The sequence below is a fragment of the Eubacterium sp. An11 genome (assembly GCF_002161065.1).
Classification (GTDB): domain Bacteria; phylum Bacillota; class Clostridia; order Lachnospirales; family Lachnospiraceae; genus Anaerobutyricum; species Anaerobutyricum faecale.
On the sequence record NZ_NFLV01000009.1, the window covers coordinates 37,239 to 58,041 of the forward strand.

Sequence of the window (20,803 nt, forward strand, 5' to 3'; positions counted from 1 at the left end):
TGTATTGTCCCTTATTTATTTCATTTTTTTCCGTCTTCTCCGGAGGAGGAAGATGCCGGTCCCGCCAAAGGCGGCTGCCGCCAGCGCGAACCATCCGGCATAGCTTGTAACGCCGGTCTTTGCCCCTTTCGGGCCACTTGTACCTTCATCATCATTGTCTTTAGACGAAGCTCCGTCTGGATGAAATGTTTTTTCCACTACCTTTTCCAGTGTGGACTTTGGAACCTTCACAGTGACAGTCGCTTCTTTTTCCGGTGTCTGGTCGGTGATGACAGTCGCCGTGTTATGGATCTTCTGGCCAGTCAGGTCTTCACTGGTAATGGTTGCGGTAAATGTAATTTCCGACTGTCCGGACAGAGTTGGGTAAACCACCTTGAATCCTCCGTCCGTGCGTACCATGTGGATTGTATCCGCGTCCATTTCCATCTCATCCTTTTCCGGTACGGCTGCGCCGTCCACCTGGATGGATGCATAATCAATGTCAACGCCTTCTGTCAGGTCTTTATCCTCCACAATGGCATTAGTAGCGGTTGCCCCTTCGGTATTCTGGCTCACCAGGATCGTGTACTGGATGGTCTCACCCACAGAATATACGGTGGCGTCGGCTTTCTTCTCAATAGAGACATCCGGAGTTCCCACGCCGACTTCATGTTCGGTCACGACCCAGTTATCCATCGGATGAAGGGTCATGTTGGTATCGTGGAATTTATCACTGTTCCAGATTTCTTCCGGTACTGTGCCGTCCACCCCGACTTCATCCTCTGTCGGTTCATAAACCTGTGCCACGTTTTTGATAACCTCATCCTTATCCACATCTTCATTGACAGTCACGGAGAAGGAAACGTTCTGTTCTTCCCCGGCAGCGATGGACGGGATCACGAAGCGGACATACGGCTGTTCATCAATCGTAAACAGTTCTCCGCCACTTCCTTCCACGTAAGTAGTATTTTCCGGGATGGCGTCACGGACAAGGACATTCGTCTTCTCTTTATCAGAGGTATTTTTTACAGTGATCGTATACTGGATCGTCTCTCCGGCTTCTACGACGGTGCCGCTCACCGGATCGGCTTCTTTTTTCGCTTCACGGCCATCCCCTACAGGTGTCAGCGGGACTTCATGGTCCGTTTCTGCATAGGCGTTATCAGCCTTCGCTTTTGCCGTGTTTGGCACCGTGCCGCCCATCAGACTTTCCGATACAAATACAACATCGTAAGTGACCTTGATGGCGTCGCTATCCGTAAGGTCCATGCCGGTATCGATCAGATAGCCTTTGCTGTCTGCGGTCACGGACACAGGCGTGATTTCTGTGTCATTGAAATGTACTTTGATGGTATCCGGCTGCATTTCGGCGCCATCTACCTGCAGATCATCTTTGACTACTACCTGTTTCGCCGTAAGGTCTTCTTTGGTCTGGGTAACAGTGACCGTATAGTGCCCGGTCTCTCCTACCTGATAGACGTCTTTATCTGACGTTTTTTCAATGGCCAATGCCGGGGATACCACATCGACTTCATGGTCAGTGATGACCCAGTCGTCCAGCGGATGGGTGATGGTGTTGGTGTCCTCAAACTTGTCGCTGTTCCAGATTTCTTCCGGAACGGCGCCATCCTCCCCGATCTCTTCTTCGGTCGGTTCATAGACCTGTGCAGTATTGCGGATGACATCATCTTCCGTCGCTTCTTCATTGACGGTCACAGAGAAAGAAACCTGCTGCGCTTCGCCTGCCGCAATAGATGGGATCACAAAGCGGACATATGGCTGTTCGTTGATCGTGAACAGTTCCCCGCCACTTCCCTCTACATAGGTCGTCAGTTCCGGGATCGCGTCACGGATGAGGACGTTCGTCTTTTCCTGATCGGAAATGTTCTTAACAGTGATCGTATACTGGATGGTATCACCAGCCTTCACCACCGTGCCGCCTGCCGGGTCCGCCTCTTTTTTGGCTTCCAGGCCATCTCCCACTGGAGTGAGCGGTACTTCCCGGTCGGTTTCTGTTTCCGTATTTTCGGCCTTTGCCTTTGCTGTGTTCGGCACGGTCTGTCCGTTCAGACGGCCAGACTCAAAGTAGACATCATAGGTGACTTTCAGGCTGTCTTTATCGGTCAGGTCTTTTCCAGTTTCAATGGTATAGCCGTTCACATCGGATGTGATTTTTGCCGGCGTGATCTCCACATCATTGAAATACAGCTTAATGGTGTCCACTTGGATCTTTGCGCCTTCCACCTGCAGGGCATCTTTGATCACGACCTGCTTTGCAGTCATGTCTTCTGTTGTCTGGGTAACGGTAACGGTATAATGCCCAGTGTCCCCTACCTGATAGACTTCTTTATCTGACGTTTTTTCAATCGCCAGTTTCGGCACCTTTTTCTCCGGGATAAACGGTACACTGTCATACTTCCATTCCGGGTTATTGCTGCAACTTACACCGGCGGTATTCATCAATTCCACATCCCCGGCTTCCGGAAGCACCTTTGCCCGATAGGTTACTACGAGGGTATCATCTTCGGTCAGAGTAATGCCGGTATCAATGTCAAATCCATCCATCGTCTCATTGTAGGTGATCTGTACCTGATCGGTGACATCCTCGTTATTCAGCTTCACAGACATGGAATTCTCATAGATCGTGACCATTCCGGTCTTATCCAGAGAATCCGTGATCTGTATGTCTTCTGCCGTAGTATTCTGGTTTGGATTCGTAAAGGTCAGCGTGAATGTCACGTCTTTGCCTACTATCGGAGACGCGTTGTCGATCTCTTTTTCTACCTTCGGGTTCGGGCCATCCGGGATGACCGTCTCATCTGTTGTGACCTTTAAAGCTTCATCGGATACGGCGGTCGCGGTATTCAGGATTTCCTTGCCTGCCAGGTCTTTATCCGTGATCTTCATGTCATATTTAATAGACATCTTTGTCTCGCTGGTGACATTCACATACGGCGGATTCCAGGTTCCCTGTTCCTCCGGGTTCTTGCCATTTTCCAGGTCATAGAGGTCATAATTGCCATCCACTACAAGGTGCTTATCAGAACGCAGGATAAACTCATCGACTTTGGCAGTCTTTGTGTAATCGTCTTCCCCGGCCAGGTCCGTACCTTCCCGCAGCTCATAGCCGTTGGTATCATACAGGGCGATCGTGCCGGTCAAAAATTCCACGCCTTCGGTTTCCAGTTTATCGGTAAAGACAAGGTTCCGGGCGATGGTTCCCTTATGGGTGTTGATCACGTCGATGGTATAGGAGACATTCTCCCCAATTTCATACTCATCAGAATCGGCTTCCTTCACGATCTGCAGACGAGGGGAATTGATGTAAACAGTGGTATCATCTTTTACCACTTTATAGCTGCCGTCTTCCTCTTTCTCCACGTTTGCCGCGGTCGCCTTTGCTGTATTGGTGATCTCTGTACCATTAACGTCCACTTCGTCATTCTCCAGGGCGTTGGCGTCATATTTGATGGTCAGAGACGCGCCTTTTTCCAGGTAGGTATCTTTGACGATAAAACCGTTCCCGGACTGCTCAATGGTGATGACCGGGGTACGTTCCTCCGTTTCATCATAAAGCTCCGGATTCAATTTATTTGTCTCGTCTTCGGTGCCGGCGATCTTATACTGTATCGTCTTGCCGTTTCCACCGGACGATTTCTCAAAGGTAATGGTTGTCCCATCCGCAGCAGTCTCTGTGATGACGATATCCTCATAATTTAATGCCAGACCATCCGGCAAGGTCAGGTCATCAATGACCACATCCTTTGCCACGGTGCCATCAGCGCCAGCACTTGTTACGACGATCTGATACTGGACTTTCTCATAGCCCGTCTCTTCCTCGTAGATTCTGTATTCATTATCGCATCGATTATCGTTTTTCTCCGCTTTATACGGATTGATATAAGATTTGTCGATGGTGAGTTTCGCAGTATTGACGTAATACTCCGCCTCATCCTGCACCTTTGGCGCATTATCGGCGGTCACGGTCACGATGTTCTGGGCTTCCTTGCCGTTGCCTTTCTCATTGGCTGTGGCTGTATAGGTGATGGTCGCTGTAGCTCCGGCCGGGAAATGGTTGATGGTATACTTCCAGCCATTATCCCCGCTCTTTGCCTTGTCAGCAGTGACATTCCGGGTTTCTTTTTCATTCCGGTACTCCGGATTTAAGGCATTGGTCGGGTCTTTTGTTCCTGCCACCGGCACAACAACGGTTTCCGGCAGGCCGGAAATCGTTACAGAATCATAATCTAAAGTCATACCTTCCGGCACATCATCCGCGATGACAACGGCATTAGCTGTACCTGTGCTTGTGTTAGCTATTTTTACCGTGAAGGTGGCAGTATCACCAACCTCATACTCATACTTGTCTACAATCTTATCTACGGTTAGAACTGCGCTGTTGATATATGTCTCTGCATCATCATCAGCATGGCCGGATGGGTTCTTGATATTCCAACATGTTGAACTGGCTTGATTGTAAAGTTCTTTGGTGTTGCCTGATTCCAGTGCCTTACAAGTCACTTTTACGGTCAGTGTCTGGTTGGCTCCCAGGTTTACCCCTGTAACACGGACGTTCTGGCCATCCACAGAGCCGGAGCCGGCACTCGGCGTCACGCCAGTCACCTGCAGATCTGACGGGATGGCGTCGGTCATGACCACATCGTAAGCGGTGGAATTGGCCGTTACATTTTTTACGGAAATCGTATACGTAACCGTATCGCCCACCTTATACTCATAGGCATCCGCCACCTTATCCAGGGTCAGCTCTGCCAGCGGGACGCGGACCGTAACGGTATTGGAATCCGTACTCACAGCATCCTCTCCATCGTTGGTCGTCAGCGTACACTTATTATTGATGACAGCGTAATTCCTTGCCGCGTCATAATATGGCGCGAGGTTCGCTCCATCCTTAATTTTCGTGGCTATATTGACAGAAAATGTCCCGGCCGGGTTTGTCGCCAGATACGAGGATTTCGCACTCACCGTTACCGTCTGGCCATTGATACTGTAATCAAAGTTTCCGGATACATCCGCGCCGTCTTTGGTGATCGCCGTAATGGCAGTCGGCTGTAAAACACTATCCAGAGTATCGGTCACAGTAAACTGTGTTCCGCCTGTGGAACCGGCGTCAATGACAGCATTTAACGTATAGGTGAAGCTTTCCTTCGCATTGGACAGGACAGCATCCGTCGTCCCGTTAACCTGTTTGGATACACTGCCGGAAAAGAACGGGTCGTCTTCCACATCCAGGTCTAAGTTTCCATCAAAGGAGAAGAAGGCACCATTTTTCTGTGTTCCAATCTCATCCACACCTCCAGAGTAATATCGTACCTTAAAGGTATTCTCCGCATTTGAGCCTGGGGTGAAACCTAATGTAAAGGTATGGCGGGCGGCTGTCTTGTAATTAGCGGAACCTACTTTTGCCTGAATCCAGTCATCACGCACATCGGTTGGTCCATTGTACCATACGGTATTGCCATACTCAGCGCCGATCTCATCACACTTATTTTGACCCATCCAGGACAACTTGTTTCGTTTATACGCCCAATCAACACGGCTAGGTGTTAAAACCTCAATAGCCTGATGACAGTCAATATCGATAAAACGCAGATGCATTTTTCCATCATCGCCAGTCACCAGATTTTTTGTACCATGTTCATATACAAAGATTTCACAATCTAAGCTTTTGTAACCACGAAAACGAACTGCGCCAAGCTGTCCGTCGAACACGGCAATATCTTTACCATAAGCACCGCTGATAGCTCCTTTTGGATTACTGAAAACCACACGAACATCGTAAGTCCCCATTATAGTGGTCCCTTCTTTAAGTTCAATACCATTGTACTGAATCCAATAGTTGTCATCTTTCAGTTCCGCAATATAAGCATTGCCTAATCTTTCTTCTCCAATAGCTCCGGTTGCTCCCTGATCTCCCGGTTGCCAGATCCAGTCATTGCCGGAAGCTTTCGTAAGGTTTTTTGAATGCTCAACACTGTACTGGGAGGCATTGGATTCTAAATCGAAAGCACCATAGCCCTTGACTGTGGCATCTTTCAAAGTGGTAACTTCTACATTTCCCTTTAGTGTATCTGCCGCATATACACTCACTGGCGTTATAGTCGCGGCTAGACTTGATATAGTTAAAAGGAATGTTGTAAGGAAAGACAACATCCGTTTTAACTTTGTTTTTAATCTACTCATAAATATACTTCCTCCTTCTACTTTTTGTTCTATTCGATTAATGGATTATTTATGGTGGCGATCTTTCCCTTTTGATAATATCACTTCCCTTCTTTTAAATTTATATCAGATTTCAGCGACAATGACTTCTTTGTCACATCTCTGAAAAATAAAAGGAGAACTCCTCTTAGGTAACAATGATAAATTTACCTCTTTTAAGGTGTTCCCCTTCTAAAAAGAAATCCCAGGATTTTACTCCCGGGATTTCTAGAATTATTTAATTATTTTGATACTTCATAAATACCAGTTTCAGGATAATAATAAATGAGTGCATCTTTACCATTGATGGAATAGGTTAAAGAGGTTCTATAAATATCTTTTTGTAATTCTACCCCACCTTTTTCAGTAAATCCATACCAAATAGTTTTAGAAGATTTTGCAGGAATTTCCACATCCTGATTATCTCTAGTTGGCCAATCATCCCAACCTCCAGTCTGTATACCGAACTTTTTACTTACAAAAATTTTCGTATCAGAGTTGTTAGTTACTGTAACATTTATATAGTTAAATGCATCTGGAGAATTATATCTAGGTAAATTGAGTTCAAGATATTTAGAATCCATATTTAATAAATCCCTATTCAATCCAAAAGACACTGTGTAGGAAACATCACCTACATTGACAACTTCAGCCTTGAGAGTATTTGATTCTCTCCATTCTCCGGAACGATCTAAATATTTAAAGGAAAGATTAACCTTACCTTCTTTTTGGGGCGTGGCAACACCATACTTATCAATAGATACAATTGAATTGTTGGAACTAGTCCATTTGTAACCTTTTACTTTTGCTTCATTAGACGGTGCGTTAATTCGTTTACCTGCATAGTAAACATAATCAAATAAATTAGCAGGTTTTCCTACTGCCATTGTTTCCGGACCATTCAAAACACGGTACTGTTTAGCAGATGGCAATTCTTTTTCCACAGCTTTACTGATCTTATTGTTACCTTTATTTTTTCCATTTGATTTTTTCTTAGTATCGGCTTTTTTCACAACGACCTTACATTTCAGCTTCTTTTTACTGACTTTGGCAATAATCGTAGTTTTGCCTTTTTTCTTACCTACTACCTTGCCTTTCTTATTTACAGTTGCAATGGCCTTGTTTTTGGAAGACCATTTAATCTTTTTCTTTTTGACATTCTTCACTTTCAGTTTCTTTTTCTGTCCGACTTTCAAGGTGATTTTTTTACTGGACAGCTTCGGTGCCGTCTTTGCACTAGCCGGGACTGCCGCGCCGATCAGGAAGACAGCCGCCAGCAGCATACAGGATTTTAGTATCGCAGATTTCCAATTCTTCATAACGATTCTCCTTTCTTCCCTCGTACTGAAATTCAGTACGCTACATATTTTTTCTGTACTGAAATTCAGTACATACCACTTATTTTTACTCCCAGCAGGATTACCATTTTCCTCTGGCCATTCTTTTTCTGATTATATTGTAACAGCTCTGATTTTGACCTTCAAGTCCCACTTAGTTCCACCCTTTTTTGTCATCAGGCTCAAAATAGAGTAATCTATTGTTCTTTTTCCTGAAAAGTGTTTTTTCTGTGTCTTGCAGGTGTATTTTTTTGCATTATCATTTTATGGATGTTCTGAGTGATATTTTCCGGGTCTCTTCCGGGTATTTTGTACTGAATTTCAGTACGCGATTTTCCAATCCCACTTAAATCCACTTTTTTAGCCTATTCTCTAAATTTTGATATGTATGCTTCCTCATATCTGAAAGAACCCTGGCCATAAAATCTATTGCACTAAGATATTCTTTTTCCAATTTTTTCACCTTGATCCAATCTCTTATCATAACAATACACCCTATCCATGTAGTTATAGGAAAAAGAACTCTCAAAAACAAAATAAAGAAAAAGATTGAAAATATAATAATCACAGGCCATTTAGATATCCGCTTAAATATTGTTTTCACACCAAAAAAGAAACCTACACTTAATATCATTACCACAACACAACTTACTTTTTCTGTTGTTTGACTTACAGCAGGCACTCTGGAAATAATAATTAAAATTACAGCTAAAATTATTCCCGCAATCGTGAGATTACTCGTTGACTCAAGAAAACTCACATATTTCTCTCCTTTATGTACCGTATCATTATGCAGGCAGTCTACACATATCACTCCTTTATCAGTTCCAATTTTATAATCATTTGTTATATCTCTACTACAGTCATAACAATATACCGTTTTTTTATTTCCATCCATCGTATACTTCCCCTTTGGAAACTCTACTTTGTACTGAATTTCAGTACATTTCCCACCTGACAGCAGATTGCATGTATTCCTTCCAGGATGAGAAAACAGCAGTATACGCTGAAAATCCATACAACTATTGTATAAATCAAAGATATCTTTCCACTGGCTGCTGTAACAATGGTTCCTTCAGCAACTGCCACAATGAACATGAGTAAGAAGCTGAGTTTTATCCCTGTTTTTCTATTTCTCACAATAAAGATTGGTGCCAGAAATAAACACACAATCCCTGCTGGCAGGATAATACTGAAAAAATAAATGGACGCCATATCCAAAGAGATTTGTTCAACTTTGATAATCTCCTGTAATCTCCCCTGTGAAGACAAGAGCCAGTTCTGGCAAAGAATATATAGATAAAATGCCAGCACACTTCCCGACCCAAAACCTCCAAGAATCGTTCCTGCTTTTTTCATTGTCATGCTCTTTCTTTCCCCTCCCTCCATGTACTGAAATTCAGTACGCGCTGTTTGATTTTCTTCTGTATGGAATCGATTCCCCCTATCCGTCCCATACTATTCCTGATTATACTGTACCATCCTCATTTTTTACCTTCAAGTCCCACTTAGTTCCACTTTTTTTGTGTGTTCCCTGCGTACTGAATTTCAGTACATCCTTTTCCTCTCTTTCTTTCGTTATGGCGAAATAATTCTTTATAACGAAACATAGGATTTATATCCATGCATATAATCAATCTATATTCCGTATATTATTATCTAAAGGAAAGGGATCATCTCATGCAGAAAATCCGGCCAGATATGGATATCGGCCATAACATCAGCCTTCTCCGTCAGCGTACCGGCTTGACACAGGATCAGGCCGTCGCCCGTCTCCAGCTTATGGGGATCAAGATATCAAAGAGCAGTTATGCAAAAATTGAAACGAACAGAATGAACATCAAGGTAAGCGAACTTGTTGCACTCTGTAAGATTTTCCATGCGGATATCTCTGAATTTTTTCAGGGGTTGCTGTGAGTGATGGATTGCAGCTCTTCCTTCCTTTTCTCAACGGCGTCGGATAATTCCTCAAGGGTTTCCTCATCCGCCCCCTCGTTTATGATGGATTCCAATAGCTCTTTTAATAACAGGCTCTCTTTTCGACTCTCCTGCTTCACCTGGTACAAGCTCCATTGTTCCCTTGTCATTGTCGGCTCAAAGGAACGCGCATAATTTTTCGTAGTCTTTTTAAACCCGGCAACACGGATCATCTCTTTTTTTAACAATGCATTGATCAGGATGTGGATATAACTGTCTTTCCATCTCCGGTCTACTGACAACCTTATAATCTCGCTGGAGGTCAGTGGTTCTCCAGTATCCCACAGCAGGTTCATGACTTCCCATTCGCTGTCTGTAAGCTTTTTCCTCTTACTTTCCATGATCTTCTCCTTCCATCATTCATGATACTTTTCTATCCATGTCATTATGTTCCTATATGGATATATGTATAAATATCCATACACACCATTATAGCCTGGTATTTTCTAAAGCACAATATCCAAACAGGAATATCATAGACGTATCGTTTCAATATCCCTTATTACCATCTTATTGATATCCTATGTATCAATATTCGTACATACCGAATTTCTGTACATACTCATATAATAAAACTGTATGAGGTGCAGGCATGATAAGTTACGAACCACTCTTTGAGACTATGAAGAAAAAGCATATCAGTTCTTATGAGCTTGAAAAACGGGGCTTTTCCCGTTCTACTTATTATGCCATGAAGTACGGAAAGAGCGTCACCGTCAATACCATCAACCAGCTCTGCGCCATCCTCGATTGTGAGGTATCTGATATCATGAAATATGTAAGAGATACCGATTAACCTTTCATGGCGTACTGAAATTCAGTACGTTTCTTTTCTATACCTGTAAAGTTGTTTCATGATATGTTTTTCTTCCATATCTCCATGTATTTTATAAATTTTTGCAAACCCTTCCGTTTCTGATGGCTCCGACAGCGTTTGATACATCATACATATCCCGATCATCGGGACATGGCGTTTTCGCCGCCGGTTATTTTTCAAGGCTGTCATAAGCGGAGTATCCAGATAGATTGCTGCCGCCCGGATCCCTGATGGCAGTTTATCCAGCAGCGCTTTCCGCCGGCGGCGGGTGATATTGGTGCAGTCGATGACAATATCATTTCCTGTAGATAGTGCCTCCTTCATCCGGTCATAAAGGATACGGCGCACTCTTTTCCTCCCCCGTAGGGTCAGTTCCCGTCCATACAGTTCTTTCCGGATGTTGTCTGTCCCTAGATAAACGGCATGGGACAGATATTTTTTTGTAAAGGTTGTCTTCCCGGCTCCGGGAACACCAACCATGATATATATTGTCTGCATGATACGCTCCTTATGTACTGAATTTCAGTACGCATTGTCTTCCTGCCGGTCTATCCTGACCATTTCCGAAGAAAGAATCGTGTTAAGAGGAATCTGATAGTTTTTCTCACTTACAGTAAAATAGAGCGTTTTATTCCGGGTGCGGAAAAAACGGTGATATCCGATCACATTTCCATGATAATTGGGATAATCCGAATACAGGAGATGTTCAATGACCATCCCATTCATAAGTGTGAGCCTGAAACGGTAAGTATATTTTCCATCTTTCTTTTTTGTACTTATGAATGTCATACTGTTCCCTTTCAGGTATAAATAGAGTAAAATAATTACTATCAATATTACTACTATAACTGATAAGATTGTTTTCATAATCACTCATCCTTTCCGGCAGGGTGAACGCCGGACGACATTTTCTCTGCCTTTTCTGGTATCAGCAGGCTTTTTTGTTGACCTGTATTCATCCTGTGGGTCTGTGATTATGATTTCATCTTTCTGTAATTTATTCAGGATGTCCCGTATTTTTAACTGATAAGACATGGCTACTCTATTCATAATCCATCCTTTCCGTACTGAATTTCAGTACAAATGGTTTGCTATCTTCTCCCCTGTCTGCTATACTTATCTCAAAAGTCAGGAGGTCTGCGTATGGATAAAGATTTATCTCCGGAAGAAAAACAGCAGGTAGTCGAAGAGTTTGATAGGTTCATGAAAGAATCCATCCTTCAGATCGGTAATGAAATCCGGGAAGAGGAAGGATTGCCGCCGTTGTCCATGGAGGACATGCTGGAAGGTTCCGGAAAAGACTGATACTTTTTAAAGGGGCGCTCCCGTGCCGGGGAACGTCTCTTTTTTGTACTGAAATTCAGTACATTACCCTGTCAGGTAGTCGGACAATTCCATCTGCCGGTTCTCTTCTTTCATCTTCCGGGCTTTTTTCTCCCGGTACTGCCGGCGGTACTGAAGCGGCGTCGTCCCCATATATTTCTTAAAAGCCGGCACAAAATGAGAGTTTGAGTAGAAGCCGATATTTTCCGCGATCTCCTGGACAGGTAGATCTGTCTGCTCCAGCAGGGCTTTCCCTTCCTGCACGCGGCGCTGGTGATAATACTCGATCGGTGTCATACCATACGCCGCACAAAATGCACGGTTTAACTCTTCCCGTTCCAGCCCACATCGTTCCATGAGTTCCGTGAGAAGGATCTTTTCCCGGAAATGCGCATTGATATAGTCCCGGATGTCCCGAACAGCATCGTTCTGCTTTTCCGGGCAAAAACAGGCGGGTGTCCGTCCATACCGGGACAATTCCATCAAAAAGATCTGGATATATTTCTGACACACCATTTCATACCCTTGCACTTTTTTCTGTATTTCCCGCCGGATGGCGGATAACGCCTGTTTTGCTGTCCCCGGCGGCACGGTATAGACCGTCTCATCGATCCCGGAGACATGAGCCGCAACAGTCAGAAAGAGCAGCTCTGTTCCCGGCTGTACCAAAAGCGTTGTTTCCGTCCCTGTGCCAACAGCAAAATACTGGTTTTTTCCCACAGACTGGCTGCGTCCGTCCCTGTATCGCTTTCCCTGTCCAATGAGCAGGATAACAATCCCCGGCCCGTCAGCTGCATATAAGATTGCCCTGTCTTTTTTTAGGGGCCCATGGTAGCTTATTTTATCAACCACTATGGCAGCCTGTCCTGCACACAGGGGTTCCCGGATGATCATTTCGTCCATAGCATCCTCCTCTGTTTGTTTTTCCACCCATCCATCGACTGCATCCTGTATTACCACGGATGGATGGATAGATTATATATATAAATATATTTATTTCTTTTGTATCTATTTCTTTAGAATCGTCATTCCTGCGATTCTAAAATCGCAACTTTGACGATTCTTGAATCACAAGTTTAACGATTCTAAAAGCCGTTTGATAGGCTTTCCACCTTATCTTTCTGTTTAAGAATCGCAACTTTTGCGATTCTTAAATATGTATTTTATCCCCCTTTATCTGAGTCTTCCCAGTTGTTCCCGGCGGTGGGGGATTCATTATCTGGATAACCTGCAAAGACACCACGGGACATATCATGGGCTGCCAGGGCATTATAGTACGTATTGATGGTAGCCGGGGCGTTATACAGGGCTGTCAGTAAAAATAGCGGCGGGTTCACGATCTTTTTCGTGCTTTCTTTCATGCATCGAAGGATGTATTCGATATGGCTGGCATCAATCCGTTTCAGTCGGTTCTGGACCTCGTTGACTTCCCGGTTATCCCCATTGACCCGCAGGTATTTTCGCTGTGTCGTAAAAGCATCCACCATAACAAACAGGATCTCATTGATAAGTTCCGCATCAAGAGGATGATTTTTTAGTAGATAAGAATAGCTGATCTGCTTCTCCAGGATATCTCGGTATATCTCTGTGACAGATATCTCGGTATTTTTATCTGTTTTTTCTGTATGATCGCCTTTTTGCAGGGACATTTCCGGTCCGGTACTGGCCGGTTTCTCTGATCCTATACCATTGACATCCTCAGTTTCCTGCCGACTGTCTATTTTCTGCCCTTCTGCCTGCGGCTCTTCTTCCCCTGTCTCCTCTTTTTTTAGGTCGCTTTCCTTGTTGGCTTTCGCAGTTGTAAAATCCATCACATACAGGATATCCGGCAGCCCCCGGCCCCTCCTGCGACGCCGGAGCAGGCCGGCTTCACATAACTCTTCCATGGCGCGGGTGATGGTATTTGCGCTGTGTCCAAGGCACTGTGCAAGATTCCTCAGATTATAATGGATATAGATTCTCCCGGTCTCCGGTTCCATCCACCCATTTTTTCTTGATAAGGAGAGCTGGGATAATAGGACGCCATACAGGAGTTTAGATGTATCCCGCAGTTTCCGATAACAGTCTTCTTCCAACAAAAGGGCTGGAATCTGATAAAACCGGAAATGTTCGCTGGCAGAACCATAAAAATAATCCAATTGCATATTTCCTCTCCCTTCATCTTCTTCCATAAAGGCCGGCTCCATCCAGCATCCCATAATCCGGGGATGGCGGCTGATTTTCAAACGGTGGCTGCTCTATCGGCGGCTGATAATCCCTCTCATCCAACTCCACATTTTTTTCCTTTTCCACATAGTCAATGACCTGCAGGTCTGTGACAAACAGTTCCACTGCGTATCCTTTTGTGCCATCTTTTCTTTCGTACTGCCGGCTCTGCATCCGTCCGCAGACAGCAACACGGCTGCCTTTTTTGGCGTAAGACGTCAAGTATCTTGCTTTTCCGCCAAAAGTGACACAATTAAAGAAATCCGTCTCTTCTTTCTGGGAAAATTCCCGGTTTACCGCGATTCGGAAACGGCACCAATAAGTCTGGCTGTCTGCTTTGTCCTTCATCTGCAATTCCGGCTCATGGGTGAGCCGTCCGATAAATATAGATTGGTTCATAACATTTCCTCCTCCTTCGTACTGGGATTCAGTACATTTTGATATTTTTTATCTTGCTGTGTACGACATACCGGGAATCTGCACTCCGCCCTGTAGAACAGGTAGACAGGGTGATGACCCGGTCCCCCGCAGAAGGGATAGCAGTCCCTACATCGTAATAATTTTCTTCGATAGTCATGTTAAGCCAGTCCTGCCAGGCTTCCGGCGTCTGAAAATCCGTGATATAGGTCTCACTGGCATCCTTACAGTCATAGGTGCTGTAGATCTTTGCATGTATCGTCCGTCCCGGTTCATAGATGTAGACATCCGGATGTTCCCTCCCAAAATCTTCGTCCTCGTAATCATGCAGGCTGCCGAACATGGACCGGCTGGCCATGTTGTGGCCATAGATGACGATGTGCTGGTCAGAAAAACTGGCGCCGGGCTGTATAAAGATCGAGCCGGGATAACTGTAGTTTCCCTCATGATCCTTGTGTAAATATTCATTCCATGTTGAACATTGCAGGACAGGATAATCAATCTTTGTTCCAGGCACTGTGATCCACGCTACGATATCCGGGTTTTCTTCCTGCAGCTTTTCCCATTTGATATCCGGCATCGTCACGCCATCATCCAGAGTGTTCTCTTCTGCTGTCCCTTTGACTGCTTCCCGGAGCTTATGTACTTCCCAGTCACTTTTGATGAAAGGCAATGCATCACGCAATGCTAACGTCCCAAACGCCATGGCTGCTGCGAACAATCCCATGAGCATCAGATAAAACAGAAACCGTTTTAATATGTTCATTTTTCATCTATCATCCTTTCCATTCCATATATCCGGACAGAATTAAGATACAGTAAAAGGGTCTCTGTAGCAGGAAAACTTTCTTCTATCTCTTCGCCTATCAGGTTGTAGAAAAGGGCATGGATTCCGTCCTCATCTTTCCGGAATCCGTTCTCCTCTGCTTCCGCCCACTCTTCTATGATATCTCCAAGGGACGTTATGATATCGTAAAGCCCATAGGTAAATGGCCCGTGTGTCTGGACCGTCTGGGATATATAGCGTTTCCATTCCATGTCAAGGACCAATAAGATCTCATAGTGATAAGTAAATCCTACATTCATGCAGGTATCCAGCGCATCGTCTGTGAGTGTAGGCTGCAGGGAGGAATGGCCGGCAACATCCCGTAGGATATAATGATCTTCACAATCATAGGTCTCTCCGGTTTTTCTGTCGTACATACTATGTACATGTGGATACGTCACATTTTTTGCGAGCATCTGGTCAAAAAGTTTGGTACCTCCCTGCTCCTGGTCTTTAACGAAAAAAGATTCTTTGCGGCCATCCAGATAGATCCGTCCCACCCGGTCACCGTATGAATGTCCATACCACGGTTTTTCTGACGTAAGTTTTTCTACCGGCTTCAATGGAATATCTCCAGGTAGTTCCTGGCTTAATTCAAAATGATAGGTATATTTGTTTTCCATGTATTTCTCCTTTTTAGTGACGGGAACATCCTGGAAAGGGACGTCCCGCCTGATATGAAAGTATACGTTGTACACAGTTCCCTGTGTACAGGCCCGCCTGTGCTTTTGCAGACCACGGCCCAGGATATCCTGTCCGCAGGCGGGCGTTGTACTGAAATTCAGTACGCTATTGAAAGATACTGTTCTTTTGTCTCATACAAGGGCTTCTCCGAACGCTGGAACCATTATTCCACAGGAAGATACCCATTGTTTTGCTGTATCTTGCATCACAACAACAGGTACGCGCTCCTTCTCCACCCTTTTTCAACTCTTTTCTTTCTCTTTGCAAACATACCGGAAAACCCATCTTCATAGGAAAGGTACAGGTTCCCATCTTTATCCATCCAGACATCGTGGATCTCCCCATGTATCCAGCTATCCAGATAACCGTTATGTTTTTTCCGGAACTCATCTGCCATTCCATGCATCAGGGCATAACACTGTTTATATTCCTCAATGGTCTCTACACCTTTGATGATGATATGCATCTTTTCTTCTCCTTTTTGGCGTACTGAATTTCAGTACAAGTCATCTTTCCCTTCCTGCCGGCTTTCCCCGGTCTTTTTCCCCTGTCCGATAAATCCCAGGAGATAAAGACCGGCAAACAGCCAGGCAAGGATAAGGATAACGTGGAGGAAACTTTTCAGGGTCAGGGACAGCTCTGGCGTCCCCGCCTGCTTCAGACATATTGACAGAAAAAGGAACAGCACAAATACCTTTATCTTGTTTCTTGCCTTCTTTGGCAATCTTTTCATTTTCATTCCTTGTCTCCTCTCTTTACCACGGTATGTTCCCCGGCCAGGAAAAAGATCCGGCGGAGCTGGGATGTAGTAAACGCAGCCTCTTCCCCTTCCCGGAGCGGTGGCGCTGTAAAGACACGTTTTGCCAGATATGCCGTCTGGTATAATGGGTCTATCCCCTGCTCCTGCATAGCATAGATATCCTTCATTAAGTCCTGCATGAAATCTTCCATCTGTCGGCTGTTACGTAGCATTGCGATCATACTCCCACCTTCCTTCCCTTTTTTGTTCCTGGCTGGCTCTCCCACTTTTCTCCCTCTTGCCCCAAGGGGTATATGGCTGTCTGTCCCCGGTAAAGGATGCCTGCGGCACCGCTTCCGCGGCTACCGTCCTTGACAGGGGACAGACAGCCATATATCAGGCAGACAAGAGGGGAAAAGCTTTTTTGTGTCCCCGCAGGGGAGGACACAATGGCATGATATAGGGACAGGGTTCCGGCGCAGGCATTGGATGGCCGGAAATATACGGATAAAATATAATTCAGGGGACATTTTTGCCGGGTGAGCGTTGTAATCATCCCCATAAATATACTTTTATCATACTCCTTTTTTCCGAGCATACTTTTCCTGCAAAATATACCGGGATTTTTTCTGCAGGGGCTGGTCTCCCAGCCCCGTTTGCAGTATTTAGATTGCGATGGCCTGCCCTTCTCCGTCTACCTTTTCTAACAGCCATTTTTCTAATTCCTGCGGTGTCTTTAAGGTGACACCGGATAAATTATTTGATAAATATTGTGCCATTTCTTTTTCTGTCAATGTTTCCATATATTTTTTGCGGCTGACCTGCCATGGAACCGGTTTCTTTTCCGTTTCCGGCTCTTTTGGCATCTCGATAATCGTTGCTGTTGGTTCCGATGGTTCGGATTTTATTTCCGATTGTGCCGGTATCTCTTCTGACCGTTCTAGTTCTTTTGCGGCATTTTCAGTATTTTCCGACGCTTCTTTGAAGGATTCCTTTTTTTGTTCCCAGCGTTCCGTTGTTGGTATCGGCTCTGGCACTCCCTCTTTTGGTTCTGGTTCCTGGCTTGTCATTTTCGGGCAATGTTTATTGATAAGCTGTACAAACCGTTCCCATGTGACCTTTTTCCCGGATATCGTGATGTGCTTTTTATTACACTGGATGGCAACCTGCCCCTGTACAGTCCCATAAAATGTCTGTCCGAAATTTTCTTTTAGGTATTTTGCTAAATCTTTACGGTCAATATTGGCATTATCATAATCACTAATGTCTAAGATATGATATGATACACGGATAAGCACAGCGTCAGGCTCAAGATTTTCCTCTTTGAATTTTTTAATGTCCACATCTTTGGTCAATCCCTTTTCGATGACTTCCCTCTGTGCATCTTCCGGCATCCGGGAAATGGTGACTGCCGCCGACTTATCCAGCCGCCCCTGTTTAAATTCTTCCATGGCTTCATCAGTCAGATTTTTGGCGATAGACTGATATTCTCCTACGGTCGCCCGTTTCATGTTCATCTGCTTTGCGAGACGTTCTACCATACGTCCGGTCTGCAGGTCTGGAAATTCTTCCGGGTAATTTGTCAGCAGGTACTCCATCTCTTCCAGCTCATGCATGATCTCATATGGTGTCTTTTCATGATGGGTATTGCTGGAGTATACCTGAAACCGTGCCCGTACATCGCTTATATCTTTGACGATACACGGGAGCATAGCGAACTCCGGGCGGTTCCGCCTTTCTACAAGGAACTTACAGGCTTCCCGCCGTTTGTGGCCGCCGATGATTTCATATTCATCAGCATCTACTTTGCGGATAAGCAAGTCCTGAAGGACTTCCCCGTCCGCTTCTATCATGTCTGCCAATGCTTCTATTTCTTCCGGTGTAGCGTCACAATACTGGTGCGGGTTGCTCTTTAATTTGCTGTAATGTATCCATTTCGTGATACGTTTTGGATGTGTGTCCCTCTTCTTGATTTCCTCTTTGTTATCTTTACCAAAAACATTTGTCAGTTTTGCCATAACCTTTCCCCCTTATCCTTCCAAAAGCTCTTTTGCTAAGTCTATAAAATCTTCTGCTACCATACTGCCGGAACGGTGCTTTGCCACTGGTTTATAGAGCGACAATGCGTTATCTACGACGGCTGTGCGGCTGATACAGCTATCCATAAACGGATAATCATGTTTCGCCAGCAAATCCATTGAGGATACTCTCTGTGCCTTTGCATTGGCAGTCATGTTGGCAAATACCTTCCATTCCAGTTTTATATTTTCATCCATAATTTCATGGTAGGCATCCTCTACCATGGACAGATTATCCCGGCAGAAGTTATCAAATTTTACCGGTGTGAGCAGGACATCCGCCGCATACAGGGCGTTTTTCGTCAGGCTGTCAAAGACTGGCCGGGTATCAATCAGGCAGATATCATAATCTTCTTTTATGATATCCAGAGCAATCTTTAACCGGTCTGTCGCTTCCTCTTTCATTGACTTTGCAGAGCCTTTGATAATATCAATCAACAGATACCTTGTCTCATAGATTGCGTCACAGATACTGTCCGGTTCATCCAGCACATCCCTGACCGTATGGTCATACTCACTGGCTTTGGTAAAAAACGGGGTACAGTTTTTCTGCGGGTCAAGGTCAATGACTAAGACCTTTTTTCCCAATCTGGCAAAGCTATATGCCAGGTTCACAGTTGTGGTGGTTTTTCCAACGCCACCCTTGAGGTTTCCGATTGCGTATACTTTCATGTTGCATCTCCTTTGTTTTATATTTTACGGCGTTTTATCGCCGCAATTGGCACTGTCATCCAGCCCGAAGGATAACTGTTCATAGCTTTCCTGCTTTTTAGGGGCTGTCTTTTTCTTTTTCTGCTTTGATAAAAACTGTTTTAAGAGAAAATCATTGGAGAGGTCACTGTCATACATCCGTTTGATATCGGTTAATCCCCGGTTTATCGTCCGAAAAAATGTTGTTTTTGTCTTCCCCGATTCCAGCTCTACCTGTTTGCACATCTGCTTATTGATGTACACCTTCGTGATAACCTGATATTCATTATCCGGCAATATCCGATAACACAGCCACACACGCCGGAGCATTTCTTCTTTCGCAAGGAGCAGGTCAATCTCATAAGAAATTTCCCTATACCATTTCTTTAGCTGTTTTTCATGCCGAAGGACAATGTCAGATAAATCTTTTTTACTGCTCCCGGGTGGCTTTGGCATCCTATCTATCTGTATGCTTTTTGTCGATATGACACGGATTAATGTATCAGTATCAAACAAATCATTATAAAGGTCGATAATCTGCTGTTTCGTCTGCTCTTTGATAGTGTCATAGTCCATCAGGATTTTTTTAATATCGCTGATTTCCAGCTCATACATAAGCATCACCTAAATAGATTTTGCTGGGCGAGTTCTGCGCTGTAAGTATGGGTTCTGTTGTCCACCCCCCTTTTGTAGTCCCGATATATCGTTGAGCGTGTAACGCCTAATTGTTCGGCCACCTGTGCGATACTCATGCCCGTTTTGTACATTTTTTCAGCTCTTAAACGGTCTTCATACGATAATCTTTTGTATTTCCGTCTCTCCAACTGCATCCCTCCAATCTCTCGATAACCGCTTAAATAGCGGATATTCAGGTAAAAAAATAAATGCAACAAGAGTTTTTAAATATCTCTTGTTGCATTTAATTATACAATGTACGCTGTTTTATATAGATGTTTTCCAGTATTTTCACATGCTAAACACCTGGATTGACAAAAACGCCTGCTTTCCATAAAAGGAAAACAGGCGTCTTACAGTTATTTTTGTGGTTTTGCGTCGAAAAAGCCCAATTATTTGATTGTAACTTTTGCTCCAACTTCTTCCATCTGTTTCTTGATGTCTTCTGCTTCTTCTTTGGAAACACCTTCTTTGATGTTCTTAGGAGCGCCATCAACAACAGCTTTTGCTTCTTTAAGTCCAAGACCAGTGATCTCACGAACAACTTTGATAACTTTAACTTTCTGTCCGCCAACCTCTGTCAGCTCAACGTCGAACTCTGTCTTCTCTTCTGCTTCCTCAGCTGCTCCTGCTGCACCAGCTGCAACTACAACGCCTGCTGCTGCGGATACACCGAACTCTTCTTCACATGCTTTTACTAAGTCATTTAATTCTAATACGGATAAACCTTTAATAACTTCAATGATTTCCTGAGTTGTCATTTTAATTCCCTCCATGAATATTCTTGATATAATACCGGACATCTCGTGTCCGCTTATGACTTTCTGTCAGTCAGTA

24 protein-coding genes are annotated in these 20,803 nt (G+C 44.5%); 3 read left to right on the top strand and 21 right to left on the bottom strand.

Annotation, left to right across the window (positions count from 1 at the left end):
- Window positions 1-15: 15 nt before the first annotated feature.
- The 4 genes from B5E53_RS08695 to B5E53_RS08710 all read right to left on the bottom strand — a co-directional run bounded on the left by B5E53_RS08695 (window position 16) and on the right by B5E53_RS08710 (window position 8,900).
- Window positions 16-6,180, bottom strand: coding sequence for an isopeptide-forming domain-containing fimbrial protein (locus B5E53_RS08695; RefSeq protein WP_087314154.1), 6,165 nt, complete (start codon window positions 6,178-6,180; stop codon window positions 16-18).
- Between the two features lie 260 nt (window positions 6,181-6,440).
- A complete protein-coding gene (locus tag B5E53_RS08700; RefSeq protein WP_087314155.1) occupies window positions 6,441-7,517 on the bottom strand; it encodes an Ig-like domain-containing protein in 1,077 nt (358 codons plus the stop codon).
- 364 nt (window positions 7,518-7,881) lie between these two features.
- Complete coding sequence (locus B5E53_RS08705) at window positions 7,882-8,433, bottom strand: hypothetical protein (protein WP_087314157.1); 552 nt, start codon at window positions 8,431-8,433, stop codon at window positions 7,882-7,884.
- 23 nt (window positions 8,434-8,456) lie between these two features.
- Window positions 8,457-8,900, bottom strand: a complete 444-nt coding sequence (locus tag B5E53_RS08710) for a hypothetical protein (RefSeq protein ID WP_090127645.1) — start codon at window positions 8,898-8,900, stop codon at window positions 8,457-8,459.
- A gap of 336 nt (window positions 8,901-9,236) precedes the next feature.
- Between B5E53_RS08710 and B5E53_RS08715 the strand changes: the two genes are divergently transcribed.
- A complete protein-coding gene (locus tag B5E53_RS08715) occupies window positions 9,237-9,452 on the top strand; it encodes a helix-turn-helix transcriptional regulator (protein ID WP_343215624.1) in 216 nt (71 codons plus the stop codon).
- On the opposite strand, the gene B5E53_RS08720 is transcribed toward B5E53_RS08715, so the two are convergent.
- Window positions 9,437-9,853 (bottom strand): BlaI/MecI/CopY family transcriptional regulator, encoded by a 417-nt coding sequence (locus B5E53_RS08720; RefSeq protein WP_087314163.1) that lies wholly within the window; start codon window positions 9,851-9,853, stop codon window positions 9,437-9,439. The genes B5E53_RS08715 and B5E53_RS08720 overlap by 16 nt on opposite strands.
- A 281-nt stretch (window positions 9,854-10,134) precedes the next feature.
- Between B5E53_RS08720 and B5E53_RS08725 the strand changes: the two genes are divergently transcribed.
- Window positions 10,135-10,308, top strand: a complete 174-nt coding sequence (locus tag B5E53_RS08725) for a helix-turn-helix transcriptional regulator (RefSeq protein ID WP_343215625.1) — start codon at window positions 10,135-10,137, stop codon at window positions 10,306-10,308.
- A 21-nt stretch (window positions 10,309-10,329) separates the two neighbouring features.
- Here B5E53_RS08725 and B5E53_RS08730 read toward each other — a convergent pair whose 3' ends face one another.
- Both B5E53_RS08730 and B5E53_RS08735 read right to left on the bottom strand, forming a co-directional pair.
- A complete protein-coding gene (locus tag B5E53_RS08730; protein WP_087314167.1) occupies window positions 10,330-10,827 on the bottom strand; it encodes an ATP-binding protein in 498 nt (165 codons plus the stop codon).
- A gap of 24 nt (window positions 10,828-10,851) precedes the next feature.
- A complete protein-coding gene (locus B5E53_RS08735; protein WP_087314169.1) occupies window positions 10,852-11,118 on the bottom strand; it encodes a hypothetical protein in 267 nt (88 codons plus the stop codon).
- 354 nt (window positions 11,119-11,472) lie between these two features.
- Between B5E53_RS08735 and B5E53_RS19215 the strand changes: the two genes are divergently transcribed.
- Window positions 11,473-11,634 carry a hypothetical protein gene (locus B5E53_RS19215; protein ID WP_162611866.1) on the top strand — a complete coding sequence of 54 codons (162 nt, stop codon included), beginning with the start codon at window positions 11,473-11,475 and terminating at the stop codon, window positions 11,632-11,634.
- Between the two features lie 63 nt (window positions 11,635-11,697).
- Here the strand turns inward: B5E53_RS19215 and B5E53_RS08740 are convergent, their stop codons facing one another.
- The 14 genes from B5E53_RS08740 to rplL all read right to left on the bottom strand — a co-directional run bounded on the left by B5E53_RS08740 (window position 11,698) and on the right by rplL (window position 20,727).
- The gene (locus B5E53_RS08740; protein ID WP_087314171.1) at window positions 11,698-12,555 is read right to left on the bottom strand and encodes an AraC family transcriptional regulator; all 858 of its coding nucleotides are present in this window, start codon (window positions 12,553-12,555) and stop codon (window positions 11,698-11,700) included.
- Window positions 12,556-12,815: 260 nt separating this feature from the next.
- Entirely contained in the window at window positions 12,816-13,823 is a 1,008-nt protein-coding gene (locus B5E53_RS08745) for a DUF6017 domain-containing protein (protein ID WP_162611867.1), read from the bottom strand.
- Entirely contained in the window at window positions 13,810-14,256 is a 447-nt protein-coding gene (locus B5E53_RS08750; RefSeq protein WP_087314175.1) for a single-stranded DNA-binding protein, read from the bottom strand. Before B5E53_RS08750 ends, B5E53_RS08745 begins: the two co-directional genes overlap by 14 nt.
- A gap of 28 nt (window positions 14,257-14,284) precedes the next feature.
- Window positions 14,285-15,040, bottom strand: a complete 756-nt coding sequence (locus B5E53_RS08755; RefSeq protein WP_087314176.1) for a class B sortase — start codon at window positions 15,038-15,040, stop codon at window positions 14,285-14,287.
- Window positions 15,037-15,723, bottom strand: a complete 687-nt coding sequence (locus tag B5E53_RS08760) for a hypothetical protein (RefSeq protein WP_087314178.1) — start codon at window positions 15,721-15,723, stop codon at window positions 15,037-15,039. The genes B5E53_RS08755 and B5E53_RS08760 overlap by 4 nt, the downstream gene beginning before the upstream one ends.
- A gap of 266 nt (window positions 15,724-15,989) precedes the next feature.
- A complete protein-coding gene (locus B5E53_RS08765) occupies window positions 15,990-16,250 on the bottom strand; it encodes a hypothetical protein (protein WP_087314181.1) in 261 nt (86 codons plus the stop codon).
- Between the two features lie 30 nt (window positions 16,251-16,280).
- Window positions 16,281-16,523, bottom strand: a complete 243-nt coding sequence (locus tag B5E53_RS08770; RefSeq protein ID WP_087314183.1) for a hypothetical protein — start codon at window positions 16,521-16,523, stop codon at window positions 16,281-16,283.
- On the bottom strand, window positions 16,520-16,765 hold the full coding sequence (locus B5E53_RS08775) for a hypothetical protein (RefSeq protein ID WP_087314185.1): 246 nt from the start codon (window positions 16,763-16,765) through the stop codon (window positions 16,520-16,522). The genes B5E53_RS08770 and B5E53_RS08775 overlap by 4 nt, the downstream gene beginning before the upstream one ends.
- Window positions 16,762-17,121, bottom strand: a complete 360-nt coding sequence (locus tag B5E53_RS19220; protein WP_087314187.1) for a hypothetical protein — start codon at window positions 17,119-17,121, stop codon at window positions 16,762-16,764. The genes B5E53_RS08775 and B5E53_RS19220 overlap by 4 nt, the downstream gene beginning before the upstream one ends.
- 67 nt (window positions 17,122-17,188) lie before the next feature.
- Complete coding sequence (locus tag B5E53_RS08785) at window positions 17,189-18,541, bottom strand: ParB/RepB/Spo0J family partition protein (protein WP_087314189.1); 1,353 nt, start codon at window positions 18,539-18,541, stop codon at window positions 17,189-17,191.
- Window positions 18,542-18,553: 12 nt separating this feature from the next.
- Window positions 18,554-19,273, bottom strand: a complete 720-nt coding sequence (locus B5E53_RS08790; RefSeq protein ID WP_087314191.1) for a ParA family protein — start codon at window positions 19,271-19,273, stop codon at window positions 18,554-18,556.
- 24 nt (window positions 19,274-19,297) lie between these two features.
- A complete protein-coding gene (locus tag B5E53_RS08795) occupies window positions 19,298-19,906 on the bottom strand; it encodes a hypothetical protein (RefSeq protein WP_087314193.1) in 609 nt (202 codons plus the stop codon).
- A gap of 5 nt (window positions 19,907-19,911) precedes the next feature.
- Window positions 19,912-20,121, bottom strand: coding sequence for a helix-turn-helix domain-containing protein (locus B5E53_RS19960; RefSeq protein ID WP_275532676.1), 210 nt, complete (start codon window positions 20,119-20,121; stop codon window positions 19,912-19,914).
- A 237-nt stretch (window positions 20,122-20,358) separates the two neighbouring features.
- On the bottom strand, window positions 20,359-20,727 hold the full coding sequence (gene rplL, locus B5E53_RS08805; RefSeq protein WP_087314195.1) for a 50S ribosomal protein L7/L12: 369 nt from the start codon (window positions 20,725-20,727) through the stop codon (window positions 20,359-20,361).
- Window positions 20,728-20,803: the final 76 nt, after the last annotated feature.

Excerpts from the sequence above, each read along its gene's own strand:
- B5E53_RS08695 (WP_087314154.1), bottom strand. The coding sequence starts at position 6,180 with ATGAGTAGATTAAAAACAAAGTTAAAACGGATGTTGTCTTTCCTTACA.
- B5E53_RS08700 (WP_087314155.1), bottom strand. The coding sequence starts at position 7,517 with ATGAAGAATTGGAAATCTGCGATACTAAAATCCTGTATGCTGCTGGCG.
- B5E53_RS08705 (WP_087314157.1), bottom strand. The coding sequence starts at position 8,433 with ATGGATGGAAATAAAAAAACGGTATATTGTTATGACTGTAGTAGAGAT.
- B5E53_RS08710 (WP_090127645.1), bottom strand. The coding sequence starts at position 8,900 with ATGACAATGAAAAAAGCAGGAACGATTCTTGGAGGTTTTGGGTCGGGA.
- B5E53_RS08715 (WP_343215624.1), top strand. The coding sequence starts at position 9,237 with ATGGATATCGGCCATAACATCAGCCTTCTCCGTCAGCGTACCGGCTTG.
- B5E53_RS08720 (WP_087314163.1), bottom strand. The coding sequence starts at position 9,853 with ATGGAAAGTAAGAGGAAAAAGCTTACAGACAGCGAATGGGAAGTCATG.
- B5E53_RS08725 (WP_343215625.1), top strand. The coding sequence starts at position 10,135 with ATGAAGAAAAAGCATATCAGTTCTTATGAGCTTGAAAAACGGGGCTTT.
- B5E53_RS08730 (WP_087314167.1), bottom strand. The coding sequence starts at position 10,827 with ATGCAGACAATATATATCATGGTTGGTGTTCCCGGAGCCGGGAAGACA.
- B5E53_RS08735 (WP_087314169.1), bottom strand. The coding sequence starts at position 11,118 with ATGACATTCATAAGTACAAAAAAGAAAGATGGAAAATATACTTACCGT.
- B5E53_RS19215 (WP_162611866.1), top strand. The coding sequence starts at position 11,473 with ATGGATAAAGATTTATCTCCGGAAGAAAAACAGCAGGTAGTCGAAGAG.
- B5E53_RS08740 (WP_087314171.1), bottom strand. The coding sequence starts at position 12,555 with ATGGACGAAATGATCATCCGGGAACCCCTGTGTGCAGGACAGGCTGCC.
- B5E53_RS08745 (WP_162611867.1), bottom strand. The coding sequence starts at position 13,823 with ATGGAAGAAGATGAAGGGAGAGGAAATATGCAATTGGATTATTTTTAT.
- B5E53_RS08750 (WP_087314175.1), bottom strand. The coding sequence starts at position 14,256 with ATGAACCAATCTATATTTATCGGACGGCTCACCCATGAGCCGGAATTG.
- B5E53_RS08755 (WP_087314176.1), bottom strand. The coding sequence starts at position 15,040 with ATGAACATATTAAAACGGTTTCTGTTTTATCTGATGCTCATGGGATTG.
- B5E53_RS08760 (WP_087314178.1), bottom strand. The coding sequence starts at position 15,723 with ATGGAAAACAAATATACCTATCATTTTGAATTAAGCCAGGAACTACCT.
- B5E53_RS08765 (WP_087314181.1), bottom strand. The coding sequence starts at position 16,250 with ATGCATATCATCATCAAAGGTGTAGAGACCATTGAGGAATATAAACAG.
- B5E53_RS08770 (WP_087314183.1), bottom strand. The coding sequence starts at position 16,523 with ATGAAAATGAAAAGATTGCCAAAGAAGGCAAGAAACAAGATAAAGGTA.
- B5E53_RS08775 (WP_087314185.1), bottom strand. The coding sequence starts at position 16,765 with ATGATCGCAATGCTACGTAACAGCCGACAGATGGAAGATTTCATGCAG.
- B5E53_RS19220 (WP_087314187.1), bottom strand. The coding sequence starts at position 17,121 with ATGCTCGGAAAAAAGGAGTATGATAAAAGTATATTTATGGGGATGATT.
- B5E53_RS08785 (WP_087314189.1), bottom strand. The coding sequence starts at position 18,541 with ATGGCAAAACTGACAAATGTTTTTGGTAAAGATAACAAAGAGGAAATC.
- B5E53_RS08790 (WP_087314191.1), bottom strand. The coding sequence starts at position 19,273 with ATGAAAGTATACGCAATCGGAAACCTCAAGGGTGGCGTTGGAAAAACC.
- B5E53_RS08795 (WP_087314193.1), bottom strand. The coding sequence starts at position 19,906 with ATGTATGAGCTGGAAATCAGCGATATTAAAAAAATCCTGATGGACTAT.
- B5E53_RS19960 (WP_275532676.1), bottom strand. The coding sequence starts at position 20,121 with ATGCAGTTGGAGAGACGGAAATACAAAAGATTATCGTATGAAGACCGT.
- rplL (WP_087314195.1), bottom strand. The coding sequence starts at position 20,727 with ATGACAACTCAGGAAATCATTGAAGTTATTAAAGGTTTATCCGTATTA.